This is a genomic window from Rhizobium mulingense, from assembly GCF_029194105.1.
Lineage (GTDB): Bacteria > Pseudomonadota > Alphaproteobacteria > Rhizobiales > Rhizobiaceae > Rhizobium > Rhizobium mulingense.
This window is the reverse complement of the sequence record NZ_JARFVE010000014.1, coordinates 167,766-182,407: the sequence shown is the minus strand read 5'-3', so window position 1 is coordinate 182,407 and position 14,642 is coordinate 167,766. Positions and strand designations below refer to the sequence as shown.

The following is a 14,642-nucleotide window of genomic DNA, read 5'->3' as shown; positions in this document are numbered from 1 at the left end:
CCTTGTGGTCGATGTTGAAGAGCGGGGTGTGGAACGGTCTTGGGTTTAGCCGAAGGTGAAGGCGTAGGCCTGGACGCCGGGATCGAGGAAGCGGATCTCGAAGTTGCGGGCGGCGACGGTGCCGGATTGGCGGACGAGCTGGTAAAGCCTGGTCGCGGCGACCGTGCCGTTGCCGTCGGCATCGATGTCGGAGCCGTGATCGGATCCTGGCGGCCTGCCATCGATCGATACCTGGAAGCGGATCGGTTTTGCGTCGGCACCGGGTCCGAGAACGAGATGCAGGTCACGGGCGCTGAAGCGATAGGCGATGCCGCCGCCCGGTTGGTCGAGCGTCGCCTGATCCTTACCGACGGTCCAGGTACCGGAGAGGCCCCATGCGTTGAGACCGGGCTCGGCAATCGAGTAGTTCTGCGGCGTATCGGCCTGCAGCCCTTCGGGCGACGCGAAATTTGCCGCCTGCCCATAGCCGAGATAGGTCTCGCCGGAGCGGATATTGCCGAGGTCGGGAGCCGCTTCCACGCCCTCGGCATTCGGTACGGCGGGCGCCGTCGCCGTCATTTGGCTGCCGGCCTCGCGCAGCAGGTCCTGAATGGCCTTTTCGGTCCTGCCGTAATTGCCTTCGCCGAAATGATGATAGCGGATCTGGCCCTTGGCGTCGATCAGATAGGCGGCCGGCCAGTAGCTGTTCTCGAAGGCGCGCCAGATCTTGTAGTCATTGTCGACGGCAACGGGATAGCCGATCTTGAAGTCACTGATCGCGCTTTTGACGTTATCGATCTTCTTTTCGAAGGCGAATTCCGGAGCGTGGACGCCGATCACCACGAGACCCTGATCGGAATATTTTTCCGCCCAGGCCTTGGTGTAGGGGATCGTGCGAATGCAGTTGATGCATGAATAGGTCCAGAAGTCGACGAGCACCACCTTGCCGCGCAGCTCTGCTGTCGTCAGGGGTTTCGAGTTCAGCCATTCGACCGCGCCGTCGAGCGAGGGCGCATAACCCTCGACGGGGAGATCGCTGCGGAAAGGCTTCTTCGCATCGACCGCGACGAGCGTCGCGTCGTTGCTCGCGACCTCGGAGGGTGCAGCGGCGAGCTCCTTTGCATGCAGCCGGTCGAGCACGGCCTGTTCCAGCGACGCGGTGCTGGCGTAGGAGAGGCGGGACAGCAGGCTGGTGTCGAGGCCGAGGGCGATGATGGCGACACCTGCGAGCACGGCAGCGCCAAGCACCTGGCGAATGCGATCACCGAAACCGAGCGAGCGCTTCATGGCGGCAAATATCTTTCCGCCGGCCGACAAGGCGACGGCAAGGGAGGTCGCCGCACCGGCTGCATAGGCAACGAGCAGGAAGCTGGTCTCAAGGTTGGCGCCCTGCAAGGCAGCACCCGTCAGCACGAGACCGAGGATCGGCCCGGCGCAAGGCGTCCAGAGCAGGCCGGTCGCGACGCCGAGAATGAGGGCGCTCCTAACCGTCGGCGCCGTGCGTCCGCCGCCGCTGGCGTTCACGAGGTTATTTCCCAGGTCGACGATCGGACGGGCGAGGGTGCTGGCAAAGCGCGGCGAAAGCAGGCTCACGCCGAAGAGGGCAATCAGAACGATCGCGGCAAGGCGGCCATATTCATTGGCGCGAATGGCCCAGCTGCCGCCGACCGCAGCAAGTGTCGCGACCAGCGCGAAAGTGGCGGTCATGCCTGCCAGCATCGGTAATGTGCTTTTGACGAAGGGCTGGCCGGCGCGGGCGAAGACGAAGGGGAGGATGGGGAGGATGCAGGGGCTGAGTATGGTCAGCACGCCTCCGAGATAGGCAATGATCAGAAGTGTCATCATCGTTTCCTTTGAAACCGATTGGTCGGGCTCTGGACGGCGATGGGCCTGAACCAGCAACGACGCGATGTAGCCGGGCGGAGGTATCTCCGGTGTGTCTGGTTTGGCGGGAAAATGTACCGAACTATTGCGCCGGGGCGGAAGCGATACAAAAGAATACAAACTGCCTCATCCGCAGAGGGGCTGACGCACCCGGCGCTCGGACGAAGGCAGGGCGGCAATTGTATCAGAATGTATCTCGGCGGGCCGGGGTTACATTCGCATTCAAAAACCGCGGCTTGCGACATACGGGCGATACAAGCCGAACGTCTTCTGAGCACCGTGATCCATTCGACAGGAGAGACCCATGTCAGAGCAAATCAACCATCACCGCCGCCGCTTCTTCGGCATGACAGCCGTCGCCCTTGCGGCGGTTGAATTCGGCGTGACCGGCATCGCCGCTGCCCAGACCGCGCCGGCTTCGGCCGGAGCCATGCCTGACGTGAAGAGGGGAACCCATACGTCCTTCGAAGCGCTGAAGCAGATCAAGACCGATGTGCTTAATATCGGCTACGCCGAAGCCGGCAAGGCGGACGGTCCTGTGGTCCTGCTGCTGCACGGCTGGCCCTATGACATTTATAGTTTCGTCGACGTCGCGCCGCTGCTTGCCTCGGCCGGCTACCGCGTGATCATACCTTATCTGCGCGGCTATGGCACGACGCGGTTCCTCAACGACAAAACGCCTCGCAACGGCCAGCCTTCGGCGCTCGCCGCCGATATGATCGCCCTGCTCGATGCGCTCAAGATCGAGAAGGCGGTGATTGCCGGCTACGACTGGGGTGGGCGGACAGCCAACATCATGGCCGCACTCTGGCCGGAGCGGTGCAAGGCGATGGTGTCGGTCAGCGGCTACCTGATCGGCAGCCAGGCAGCCAACGAGAAGCCGCTGCCGCCGAAAGCCGAGCTTGCATGGTGGTACCAGTTCTATTTCGCCACCGAACGCGGCCGTCTGGGCTATGCCAGCAACACGCATGATTTCGCAAAGCTCATCTGGCAGACGGCCTCGCCGAAGTGGAATTTCGACGATGCGACCTTCGACCGATCTGCTGCCGCCTTCGACAATCCGGACCATGTCGACATCGTCATCCACAATTATCGCTGGCGCCTGGGGCTGGTCGAAGGCGAGGCGAAATACGACGCCTATGAAAAGAAGCTTGCCGCCCTGCCGATGATTTCGGTGCCGACGATCACCATGGAGGGTGATGCCAACGGCGCGCCGCATCCGGAGCCCTCCGCCTATGCCGAAAAGTTCTCCGGCAGATACGAGCACCGCACGATCGGCGGCGGCATCGGCCACAACCTGCCACAGGAGGCGCCGCAGGCCTTTGCCCAGGCGGTCATCGACGTCGATCACTTCTGATCGGCGGCAGTGGCTCGTTGCACGGGCCGGCGCAATATGCGTAGGTCGCGTCTGGCGCTTCGACAGTGAACGAGGCGGTGGGCGCGGCCATAGCGTTGAGGAATAGGCAAATATGGATCATGTCGATCACATCCTGATCGTCGACGACGATCGCGAAATCCGTGAGCTGGTTTCGGGCTATCTGCAGAAGAATGGCCTCAGGACCAGCGTTGCCGCGGACGGGCGCCAGATGCGCAGTTTTCTGGACTCCAATTCAGTCGACCTTATCGTGCTCGACGTGATGATGCCCGGCGATGACGGTCTGGTGCTGTGCCGCGAACTGCGCGGCGGGCGGCACAAGGCAATCCCGGTCCTGATGCTGACAGCCCGCACCGACGAGATGGACAGGATCCTCGGGCTGGAGATGGGAGCCGACGACTATCTCGCCAAGCCGTTCGCCGCCCGCGAACTGCTTGCCCGCATCAAGGCGGTGCTGCGCCGCACGCGCATGCTGCCGCCCAACCTGCAGATCAGCGAGGCGGGACAATTGCTGACCTTCGGCGACTGGCGGCTCGACACGGTTGCTCGCCACCTCCTTGACAAGGAAGGGACGGCGATTGCGCTCAGCGGCGCCGAATACCGCCTGCTGCGTGTCTTCATCGACCATCCGCAACGGGTGCTCAACCGCGACCAGCTTCTGAGCCTGACGCAGGGGCGCGACGCCGAGCTCTTCGATCGTTCGATCGATCTATTGGTCAGCCGCCTGCGGCAGCGGCTGGGGGACGATGCGCGCGAACCCACCTACATCAAGACGGTGCGCAGCGAAGGTTATGTCTTCTCGGTTCCGGTCGAAATTTCGGAGCCGCGCCAATGAGGAGTTCGGTCGCCATGCTGCCGGGCCTGATGTGGCCGAGAACGCTGCGCTCGAGGATCTTTCTCATCCTGCTGATCGGCCTGGCCTTCGCCTACGGGCTTTCTTTCAGCGTTCTCTACATGGAGCGCTACATGTCGGCCAAGGCGGTGATGCTCGGCACGCTCGAGAACGACGTTGCAACATCGATTGCCGTTCTCGACCGGCTCCCGGCGGCCGAGCGCGGCGACCTTGTGGACTGGTTGAGCCGCGGCAACTACCGATTCGAACTTGGGCCTGGCTTGGCCGGTGTGCCCGACGCCTCGAGCAAGGGCAGGGAGATCGCGGGAAAGATCGAGGCGGCCGTCGGGCACCGCTTCCCGATCCGCATCGAACGGATACCGGGCGAGGTGAACCGGCTGCAGGCGCATCTGACGCTGAGCGACGGCAGCCCGCTCACGATTGATGTGACGCCGAGGGGCGTCATGCCGATCGCGGAATGGCTGCCCTATGTCTTTGCCGTCCAGATGGCGCTCCTCATCCTGTGCACCTGGTTTGCGGTGCGCCTGGCGATCCGGCCGCTCGGAAGGCTGGCGGCTGCCGCAGATGCGCTCGATCCTGACAAGGATGGTCCTGCTTTGAGCGAGGCGGGGCCGAGCGAAGTCGCGCATGCGGCGAGGGCGTTCAATGCGATGCGGGAGAGGATCGCCCATTATCTCGAAGAGCGCGTCCAGATACTGGCGGCGATTTCCCATGACCTGCAAACGCCGATCACCCGCATGCGACTGCGCGCCGATATGGCGGAGGATTCGCCCGAGAAGGACAAGCTGGTAAGTGATCTCGCCGAGATCCAGCGCCTCGTGCAGGACGGCATAGCCTATGCGCGCAGCGCCCACGGCAGCGGGGAGAAGAACGCCCGCATCGATCTCTCCTCGTTCATTGACAGCATAGCTTACGACTATCAGGACACCGGGAAAGCCGTCAAAGTCGTCGGACTGGTTGAGGGCGCCGCCTTCACCAAGCCGCATGCCCTTCGCCGCATCCTGTCGAACTTCATCGACAATGCCCTGAAATTTGCAGGCTCTGCCGAGATCAGCGTCGGGCATGACGCGGAACAGCATGTCGTCATATCGGTCATGGACCGCGGGCCCGGAATACCGGACGATATGCTGGAAGCAGCCATGCAGCCGTTCTTTCGGCTGGAGCAATCCCGCAACCGCGAGACCGGCGGCACGGGGCTTGGCCTTGCGATCGCCCAGCAGCTGACGGCCAAGATCGGTGGTTCGCTGCGGCTATACAATCGCGCCGGTGGCGGACTTGCGGCGGAAGTCACCCTGCAGTGACCGCAGGGTTGCCGGGGGTTTTTCCGGCGGTTTTGTATACAAGAATGTCCCGGATACCGGATGCTACGTTTTGTGACATTTCGGCCGATTTTGGAAACATGCAGGATATATCGGCCGGTCAAAACTCACTTCGTCAACCCGGTCGCAGCAGCGATCTCCTCGCGTGCGGCCAATCTACGGAGTGTTCCCATGACAAATATCGAACAGGTTCTCTATACCGGCAAGACCCGCACCACCGGCGGGCGCGACGGCGCTTCGCAAAGCGACGACGGCCAGCTCGACATCAAGCTCTCGCCTCCCGGCAGCGCGCGGCCCGGCACCAATCCCGAGCAGCTTTTCGCCGCCGGCTGGTCCGCCTGCTTCATCGGCGCGATGGGCATTGCCGCCGGCAAGCTGAAGATCAGGCTTCCCGCGGAGACTGCGGTGAATGCCGAAGTCGATCTCGGGACGACGGACGGCGATTATTTTTTGCAGGCCCGGCTGAAGGTCAGCCTGCCCGGCATCGAGCCGGATGTCGCCAAGGCGCTTGTCGACGAGGCGCACCGGACCTGCCCGTATTCAAAGGCGACACGCGGAAATATCCATGTCGAGCTGAGCATTGCCTGAAGGCGGCAGCGGAGAGGAAACAGGGCGAGGCCCGGCCGGGCTTCGCCGATGGAGGGTCCAATGAGATTGATGATTATCTGCGTTCTGGCATCTGCGGTCTTCGCCGCCCCCTGTATCTACGACATCAGCTCGCACGAACCATCGCCGCTTGCGGGCCTTGTCACGGCGGCCTCCGCGGTTGAGCAACCGCTTTTCTGAATTCAGCAGGGAGAATGACAGTGAAACTCTACCAGAACGAAATTTCTTCCGCGACCTCGAGGGTCCGGATCGCGCTGGCCTTCAAGGGGCTGACGGCAGAGGCGCTGCCGGTGAGCATTCTCGGAGAAGATGCCGAGAGCCGGCAGGCCAGTTATCGCAGTGTCAACCCGCAGGGGCTGGTGCCGGCCTTGCTGACGGATGGCGGTGTCCTCATCACCCAATCGCTGGCGATTGTCGAATATCTCGATGAGGTTCAGCCGGAGCCGCCGCTGCTGCCCGATACGGCTGAAGGCAGGGCGCAGGCCCGTTCGATCGCGCTTGCGATCGCAGCCGAAATCCACGCGCTGCTGCCGCCGCGGATCGGCCTGCATCTGAAGGCTGCCTTCCAAGCCGATGCCGACGCCGTTGCCGCCTGGAGCCGTCATTGGGTCGGCGAGGGAATGGCCGCGGTCGAGACGATGATTGCCGGCCGCAGGAATGGCGCTTTCGCCGTCGGAGACAGGCCTGGCATAGCCGACATCTTCCTCTTTCCGCAGGCGATCAGCGCCCGACGCATGGGCCTCGATCTTGCCCGGTGGCCAAATATCGCTGAGATCGTCACCAAGCTGGAGACGATACCGGCTTTTCATGAGAATGCGCCTGCGCCGAGGAAATGATCTGATTGGTGAAGACGCAGCCGAAAAGTATTTCGTTCTCCACACGACTTCACCCTCGGCCTTGTGCCACTACTGTCCGGTTTAAATTTCCCTTTTTGAAGTCCTTTCCAAAGGGTTATGGGGAAACAAGTGTCTACGTTACAGTGCGTGATGTAGGCACAGAATGCTTGGCAAAATTTCGCCTCGGAACTCTCTGCGACGCCGATACCAAGTCCCCCCAGCATTCGTCTTGTCGCGAAAATAATAAGTCAAGACAGTAAAGCGGCAATCTACCGCAAGTCTCGGAAACTTCCGCAACCGCTTTTGCTAAACCGGACAGCAGTGGGACAAACCCGAGGATGAGGGAAGGACTTTGCTTAGCGGTTGACCCTTGCCTGCAGATGCGGAGGGTAAGGATCGCCTTGCCAGCGCGCTTTCGGCAAGGTCCTCAGCGCTTAGCTCGACCGCGGCGGATTGAATGTTTTCCTCGAGGCCGTGCAGCTTGGTCGTCCCGGGATTGGCACGATCAGGGCCTGTGCGCCAGCACCCATGCGAGAGCGATTTGGGCGGAGCTTGTTTTTTTGCGGGCGGCGATTCTCCGAGACGATCGACAAGCGCTTGGTTGCCTTTGGCGCCTCCCGAAAAAGAGCGGACCGAAATTTGCGGAAATCCTTGCTGTCGAGTTTGGTCGTTTCTCAATCGGGCCGCTCAGAAAGCCCCTGCCGACCATTTGACATTCCGTTTGTCGCCACTAATTCCAGTTTAAACTGAAGGAAACAATGTATGAATACAGTCGTGCCTGCCATGAAAGCCCGTACCGGAGTGTCCGGTTTAGACACAATTCTGGCAGGTGGTCTTTCGCCGGGGCACGTGTTTCTCCTGGAGGGAAACCCCGGGGCGGGAAAGACAACGATTGCGCTGCAATTTCTGATCGAGGGTGCGCGACTTGGCGAGCAGGGGCTCTACATCACCCTTTCCGAAACCGAGAGCGAGCTTCGTGCAGGTGCCGCCTCGCACGGTATGGTGATCGACGGCCATATCGAGGTCTTTGAAGTCGTTCCTCCGGAAAGCTTGTTGGATGCCGACCAGCAGCAGAGCTTGCTCTATTCATCAGACCTGGAACTCGGAGAGACGACAAAGGAGATCTTTGCCGCTTTCGAGCGGGTCAAGCCAAGTCGTGTGGTTCTCGACAGCCTGTCGGAGATCCGGCTACTCGCACAAAGCTCGCTGCGCTACCGGCGGCAGATCCTGGCGCTCAAACACTATTTTGCCCGCCAGGGGGCGACAGTCCTTCTGCTCGATGATCTGACGTCCGACGTGCTTGACAAAACGGTGCACAGCGTCGTCCACGGCGTCATCCATCTCGAGGAGATGGCGCCGAGCTATGGTGCCGAGCGCCGACGGCTCAGGATCACGAAGTACCGCGGGCAAGCCTTCCGCGGCGGCTTCCATGACTTCACCATTCAAACCGGCGGTGTTGTTGTTTTTCCACGTCTCGTCGCCGCCGAACATCGGTCGTCTTACGTCCGCGATGAGATATCTTCGAATATCCCGGAACTGGACCTTCTGTTGGGCGGGGGCTTGGAAAGAGGTTCCAGCACACTCATCCTCGGTCCAGCCGGTACCGGCAAGAGTACTTTCTCGTTTCAATTCTTGGTCGCGGCAGTCGCGCGTGGCGAGAAAGCAGCGGCCTTCATCTTCGACGAGGAGCTTGGCCTGCTTTTTACGCGGCTTAAGTCTTTGGGAATGGATCTCGAGACCTTAGGGAGCAGCGGTCTTATTCATATCGAACAGCTCGATGCCGCTGAGCTGTCGCCAGGTGAATTCGCGCATCGCGTACGCGATTGCGTGGACAAGACGAATGCCAAGACCGTCATCATCGATAGCATCAACGGCTATCAAGCATCCATGCCGGATGAAAACTCGCTGATCCTTCACATGCATGAGTTGCTTCAATATTTGAACAGGCAAGGTGCCAATACCTTCCTTACCGTTGCGCAGCATGGGCTTGTCGGCGACATGAAGGCGCCGGTCGACGTCACCTATCTCGCGGACACAGTCATTCTGCTGCGTTATTTCGAGGCTGCGGGAAGGGTGAGGCGAGCAGTCTCCGTGATCAAGAAGAGAACAGGGCTGCACGAGGATACCATCCGGGAGTATCGTATAGACAGCTCCGGGCTGACTTTCGGGGAGCCTCTCGTCGGGTTCCAAGGTGTGCTTCGCGGCGTTCCCGAATTCGTGACGACCTCAGCGCCGCTCCTGTCGACAGTTGACGGGGATCGCGGCAATTCCTAGCTCCGAAAAACCGAAAGCATTGATTTACACTCCTGCCGGTCGCGATGCTTGGGTGGCGGGATCGTTGATCGAAGAGGCCGGATTGGCACCAATTGCTGCCGCCGACCTGGCTATGTTCGCGTCGTCGCTCGGCGATGACGTCGCACTTGGCGTCCTGACAGAAGAGGCCGTTCGTTCGACAGATCTCAGGCCGATAGCGGCATGGGTTTCGGCTCAGCCGAGCTGGTCAGACCTCCCGTTCATCGTGCTTACCATGCGTGGAGGCGGGCCCGAGCGAAATCCCGCCGCCGCCAGGCTCTCGGAGGTTCTTGGCAACGTCACCTTCTTGGAAAGGCCGTTTCATGCAACCTCCTTCATCAGCATTGCCCGTACCGCATTGAAGGGGCGCTTGCGCCAATATGAGGCGCGAGCTCAGCTCGAGGCGCTGGGCGAGGGAGAGCGACGGTTGCAGACTGCGCTCGCCGCCGGTCGTCTCGGGGCGTGGGAACTGGAGCTCTCGTCGATGGCTCTGTCCGCCTCGGCGACCTGCAAAGCGATCTTCGGCCGAGATGCCGACGACGATCTCACGCGCGACGATCTCATCGCAAGCATCCACCCAGACGACCGGGATCTTGTGCTGGCGCGCCTGCGTCGGACGATCAATACCGGACGTGACTATTCGATCGAGCACAGGACGATCTGGCCGGATGGATCACTGCATTGGACCGAAGTTCATGCGCAGCTCTATACCGACAGATATGGTTCGGCCAGGAAGCTCGTCGGCGTCTGCTCCGATACCACCGCCCGGAAAGCCATTGAGGAAAATCTGAGGCGGCTTAATGAAAACCTCGAAGAGCGTGTGAGGGAACGAACCAGGGAGGTCAACGCCGCCCACCAGACGCTACTGGAGGAAGTCGCGCAGCGCGAAAGAGCTGAGGAGCAACTTCGCCAATCGCAGAAAATGGAGGCGATCGGTCAGTTGACCGGCGGCGTCGCACACGACTTCAACAATTTGTTGATGGTCGTTCTCGGAAATCTGGAATTGCTTGGCAAACACGTGGCCGGAGATGCCAAGGCGACGCGTCTGGTCGACGGCGCGCTTCAGGGCGCGCGGCGCGGGGCGGCACTGACACAACGGCTGCTGGCCTTCGCCAGACAGCAGGATCTGCAAGTCAAGCCCGTTGATCTGGCCGAGCTGGTCTCAGGCATGAACGACCTCCTGCGACGCTCGGTAGGATCCTCGATCAGGGTCGAATCCATCCTGCCGGCGACCCTGCCGCCGGCCCTGGTCGACGCGAACCAGCTCGAACTGGCCCTGCTCAACCTTGTAGTCAATGCCCGTGATGCGATGCCGGAGGGGGGGACGCTGTCAATTTCGCTGCGAGAGGAACATGTTTCCGGCGAAAAAAGTGATCTCGGCGACGGAAGCTATGTGGTGTTGGGGGTGGCCGACAGCGGCATCGGCATGGATGCGGTGACGCTGAAGAAGGCAGTCGAACCATTTTTCTCCACTAAAGAAGTCGGAAAGGGCACGGGCCTGGGGTTATCGATGATCCACGGACTCGCGGTTCAGCTCAATGGCGCACTTCGCCTGAGAAGCGAGCCTGGGTTAGGAACGACTGCCGAGTTATGGCTTCCGGCGACCGCGTGGCGCCCCGAGGTGCCAGCCGGATCGGAGGTGGCAATTGAGCAAGCTGCATCCAGACTGAAGATTCTCCTGGTCGATGACGACGCGTTGATCGCCATGAGTTCGGTCGACATGCTTGAAGATCTCGGCCACGAGGTCGTCGAAGCAAATTCCGGCTCGCAGGCGCTGGAACTGATCAGGAGCGGTCAGCATTTCGATCTTGTCATCACCGATTATTCAATGCCCGGCATGACCGGCGCACAGCTCGCCCACGCCGCTAGGGAGATTGATCCAGAGTTGCCGATCCTGCTGGCGACAGGTTACGCCGATCTTCCTGCTGGCACCGATTTCGATCTTCCGAGATTGGGAAAGCCCTATAATCAGGCTCAACTTACCAAGGAGATCGCTAAGGCAATGGCAAGCGGAAGTGCTCCGGTTCTCAGATCCGCGACCGGCGCAGGCGGCTCAGACCCAACAGCGCCACACGTCTTTTCCGACGCGCAAAGGACGCTGTAGCACATTTAATCGCTGCATATTGTCATCCGCAAATCGACTCGGGTGCAGCGTCACCCCAAATCGGTTCCGGTGGCGGTGTCATTCGGCAGGCGGTCCAAGGCCAACGGCCGCGGCGATGAAATCAGCGATGGCACCTGTATCATCTAGACTGAAGACGGGCAGGGACGTATCTGATACGGCGTGATCGGCAGCGATCGCGCAGATATGAGGATCGCTCGGCGCCAGCGGTTCGCGATTGGCGGCCTCCAGGCGACGAGCCTCGATCTTCGGGATTGGCTCGCGCTTGTAGCCTTCGATCAGCACGAGATCGCAGGGAGCAAGCCGTGCGAGAATTTCCTCGAACTCGGGTTCCGGCGCGCCGCGGAGCTCATGCATGATGGCGTAACGCGTGCCGGAGACGATGGTGACCTCGTGGGCGCCAGCCTGGCGGTGGCGGTAGCTGTCGGCGCCGACCTTGTCGATGTCGAAATCATGATGGGCGTGTTTGATCGTCGAGATCCTGTAGCCGCGGCGCGTAAACTCCGTCACCAGCCGGACGGCGAGCCCCGTCTTGCCTGAATTCTTCCAGCCGGCGATGCCGAAGATTTTGGGTGCGGTCATACGCGAAGGGCCTCCAGCCAGCGTTGCGCCTCGACAAGATCGTCCGGGGTATTGATGTTGAAGAAGGGATCGAGCAGGCTGGCGCGGGTCGGATGCAGCGGAAACGCCACTTCCGTAACGTCATGCCGTAACAGGAAGTCACGCACGCGGCGTTTCTCGTCGGTGGCGATCCACGCTTCGAGATCGGCAGCGAGCGTCAGCGGCCAGAGCCCGAAGACGGGATGGCTACGGCCTTCGGACGCAGCGATGGCGATCTGCGACGGGCGTTCGATCGCTGCCGCCAGCCGGGCGACGAGATCGGCCGGGAAGAACGGGCAATCAACCGAGACGGTGACGACATGGGTGATCGCGGGAAGGCCGGCGGCATAGAGCATGGCCGCATGGATGCCGGCCAAAGGCCCGGCCTTGCCGGGAAAACGGTCGGGGACGACAGGCACATCTTCTGCGGAGACATCGGCGTTGACGGCGACGGCGGCGACCTGCTGCGCGAGGCGGCTCAGGACATGGTGCAACAGGCTCTCGGTTCCGAGCATCACGCTCGCCTTGTCGCGGCCCATGCGCTGTGAGCGGCCGCCGGCCAGCACGATGCCTGCTATATCGGGTCTGTCGAGCGAGAACTCCGTCATCATCCTGCCTCAAACCGGTGAGCGCGGCGCGGATTCCTGCGCGATCGGCGGTACACGGCGCTTGGCTTCACGATAGAACGTATAGAGGCCGGAAGCGATGACGATTGCAGCGCCCAGGAGCGTCCAGCTGTCCGGCACTTCGGCGAAGAAGAAAAAGCCGAGCAGCGAGGAAAAGATCAGGCTGGTGTAGCGGAACGGCGCGACGAAGGAGATTTCGCCGGTGCGCATGGCGAGAATGACCGACTGGTAGCCGACGAGCACCAGCACCGAGGCGAGCAGCAGATGCCCGAGCGACGTGGCGCTGACCGGCTGCCAGCCGCCGAGCACCGGGATGAGCAAGGCGCCGAAGAAGGAGATGGAAATGGCTGTGATGACGGTGATCATCAGCGAGGGAATCTCCGGATCGATCGAGCGGGTGGCGAGATCGCGGCCGGCCGTCGTCAGCACCGCGCCGACGCAGAGGAGGGCGGCGGCGGTAAAACCTTCCGGGCCGGGACGGATAATGATCATCACGCCGACGAGGCCGACGAGGATCGCCGACCAGCGCCGCCAGCCGACGGGCTCGTTGAAGAAGAGCGCGGCGCCAAAGGTGACGACCAGCGGCAGCGACTGCAGGATCGCCGAGGCATTGGCAATCGGCATCATGCCGAGTGCGGTGATATAGGTGACGGCGGAGAACATCTCGCAAACGATGCGGAGGATGATGATCGGCTGCCGCACGACGCGCCAGGAGCGCAGGGCTCCCATCTTTCTGGCGATCAGATAAACGAGCAGGCTGGTGAAGAGGCCACGCAGGAACATGATCTCACCGGCGTTCATATAGGCGACAACCGATTTGGAGAGAGCATCGCTCGCGGAAAAGCCGGCCATCGCCATGCTCATATAGACGGCGCCCTCAGTATTGCGTGACCGCGGCATGAAGAGATTCCCTTTACCTGTGCGACCCTTCTTAGTCGGGAAGAACCATGAAGGGAATCGGATGAATGTCACACCCGGGATAAATCGATGATGCAACGCACAATGGCACTGACGTCGCGGCAGGCACGCATTTGGAAAGGCCCGCAAATCAGCATTTTACAACACGAATTTCGATATTTTCAATGCGGCGATCGAGGCACCTTCCTCCGTCGGCGATTGAGTTGATCACCACCCGAAAGCATCGACTGTCGACGGCTTTTGTTTGTCCGCGCGGGAAACGGGTGGCTGCGTCGCCTGATGTTTGAGATTTGGGATGCCTCGACAACTGAGGAGAAACGGACATGACACTTCTGAACGACAAGGTCGCAATCATCACCGGCGCAAGCTCCGGCATCGGCCGCGCGGCGGCGAAACTCTTTGCGCGGGAGGGTGCGAAGATCGTGGTCACTGGAAGGCGACAGGCGGCGCTCGATGCCGTCGTCGCCGAAATCGAGGCGGAGGGCGGGCAGGCCGTCGCGATATCGGGCGACGTCAGGGAAGAGGCGCTGCAGGCAAGGCTTGCCGATACGGCAGTCTCGCGCTTCGGCCGGCTCGACATCGGCTTCAACAATGCCGGCATCCTCGGAGAGATGGGGCCGGTCGCCGGGCTGTCGCTGGGCGGCTGGCGCGAGACGCTCGAGACCAATCTCACCGCCGCCTTCCTCGGCGCCAAACATCAATCGGCAGCGATGGGACAAGGTGGCGGATCGCTGATCTTCACCTCCACCTTCGTCGGTCACACCGCCGGCATGCCCGGCATGGCCGCCTATGCGGCGAGCAAGGCGGGGCTGATCGGCTTCGTGCAGGTGCTCGCCGCCGAACTCGGGCGGCAGAACATCCGCGTCAATGCCCTGCTTCCCGGCGGCACCGACACGCCGGCCAGCATCACCAATGCGCCTGATGCGGCGCCAGATCTGCTCGGCTTCGTCGAGGGGCTGCATGCGCTGAAGCGCATGGCACAGCCGGAAGAGATCGCCAATGCGGCGTTGTTTCTGGCGTCCGATATGGCGAGCTTCGTGACGGGGACGGCGATGCTGGCGGATGGCGGGGTTTCGATCAGCCGGACGTAGGATGGGTGAGGGGCGTTCATTTTGTCCAGGCAATGAAAGATCTGCCGTGCGGCCCCCTCATCTGCCTGCCGGCATCTTCTCCCCGCTGGGAGAAGGGACTTGTGGCAGGGGCCTCGCTCCTTTCTCCCCCTTCGCCCCAGC

The 14,642-nt window shown here is 61.7% G+C and carries 12 protein-coding genes; 8 read left to right on the top strand and 4 right to left on the bottom strand.

All coding sequences use genetic code 11. The annotated features are described in order from the left end of the window. Window positions 1-45: 45 nt before the first annotated feature. Entirely contained in the window at window positions 46-1,821 is a 1,776-nt protein-coding gene (locus PYR71_RS26480; protein WP_275621497.1) for a cytochrome c biogenesis protein DipZ, read from the bottom strand. A gap of 346 nt (window positions 1,822-2,167) precedes the next feature. On the opposite strand from PYR71_RS26480, the gene PYR71_RS26475 reads away from it, so the two are divergent. From PYR71_RS26475 to PYR71_RS26445, 7 genes are all read left to right on the top strand, one after another. Next, window positions 2,168-3,220, top strand: a complete 1,053-nt coding sequence (locus tag PYR71_RS26475) for an alpha/beta fold hydrolase (RefSeq protein WP_275621496.1) — start codon at window positions 2,168-2,170, stop codon at window positions 3,218-3,220. Between the two features lie 112 nt (window positions 3,221-3,332). Further along, window positions 3,333-4,073: a response regulator gene (locus PYR71_RS26470; protein ID WP_275621495.1), complete on the top strand. Its 741-nt coding sequence runs from the start codon at window positions 3,333-3,335 to the stop codon at window positions 4,071-4,073. Next, the gene (locus tag PYR71_RS26465) at window positions 4,070-5,392 is read left to right on the top strand and encodes an ATP-binding protein (RefSeq protein WP_275621494.1); all 1,323 of its coding nucleotides are present in this window, start codon (window positions 4,070-4,072) and stop codon (window positions 5,390-5,392) included. Before PYR71_RS26470 ends, PYR71_RS26465 begins: the two co-directional genes overlap by 4 nt. Window positions 5,393-5,581: 189 nt before the next feature. Beyond that, window positions 5,582-5,998, top strand: coding sequence for an organic hydroperoxide resistance protein (locus PYR71_RS26460; RefSeq protein WP_275621493.1), 417 nt, complete (start codon window positions 5,582-5,584; stop codon window positions 5,996-5,998). 218 nt (window positions 5,999-6,216) lie between these two features. Continuing rightward, window positions 6,217-6,852 carry a maleylacetoacetate isomerase gene (gene maiA / locus PYR71_RS26455; RefSeq protein WP_275621517.1) on the top strand — a complete coding sequence of 212 codons (636 nt, stop codon included), beginning with the start codon at window positions 6,217-6,219 and terminating at the stop codon, window positions 6,850-6,852. A 762-nt stretch (window positions 6,853-7,614) separates the two neighbouring features. Further along, on the top strand, window positions 7,615-9,126 hold the full coding sequence (locus tag PYR71_RS26450) for an ATPase domain-containing protein (protein ID WP_275621492.1): 1,512 nt from the start codon (window positions 7,615-7,617) through the stop codon (window positions 9,124-9,126). Beyond that, window positions 9,101-11,248 carry a hybrid sensor histidine kinase/response regulator gene (locus PYR71_RS26445; RefSeq protein WP_275621491.1) on the top strand — a complete coding sequence of 716 codons (2,148 nt, stop codon included), beginning with the start codon at window positions 9,101-9,103 and terminating at the stop codon, window positions 11,246-11,248. Before PYR71_RS26450 ends, PYR71_RS26445 begins: the two co-directional genes overlap by 26 nt. A 78-nt stretch (window positions 11,249-11,326) precedes the next feature. On the opposite strand, the gene mobB is transcribed toward PYR71_RS26445, so the two are convergent. From mobB to PYR71_RS26430, 3 genes are read right to left on the bottom strand one after another with little or no spacing between them, the layout of a single operon-like run. Beyond that, the gene (gene mobB, locus PYR71_RS26440) at window positions 11,327-11,848 is read right to left on the bottom strand and encodes a molybdopterin-guanine dinucleotide biosynthesis protein B (protein WP_275621490.1); all 522 of its coding nucleotides are present in this window, start codon (window positions 11,846-11,848) and stop codon (window positions 11,327-11,329) included. Next, window positions 11,845-12,474 (bottom strand): molybdenum cofactor guanylyltransferase MobA, encoded by a 630-nt coding sequence (mobA, locus tag PYR71_RS26435; RefSeq protein ID WP_275621516.1) that lies wholly within the window; start codon window positions 12,472-12,474, stop codon window positions 11,845-11,847. The genes mobB and mobA overlap by 4 nt, the downstream gene beginning before the upstream one ends. A gap of 9 nt (window positions 12,475-12,483) precedes the next feature. Next, window positions 12,484-13,392 (bottom strand): DMT family transporter, encoded by a 909-nt coding sequence (locus PYR71_RS26430; RefSeq protein ID WP_275621489.1) that lies wholly within the window; start codon window positions 13,390-13,392, stop codon window positions 12,484-12,486. A 341-nt stretch (window positions 13,393-13,733) separates the two neighbouring features. On the opposite strand from PYR71_RS26430, the gene PYR71_RS26425 reads away from it, so the two are divergent. After that, a complete protein-coding gene (locus PYR71_RS26425) occupies window positions 13,734-14,501 on the top strand; it encodes an SDR family oxidoreductase (protein WP_275621488.1) in 768 nt (255 codons plus the stop codon). Window positions 14,502-14,642 lie beyond the last annotated feature (141 nt).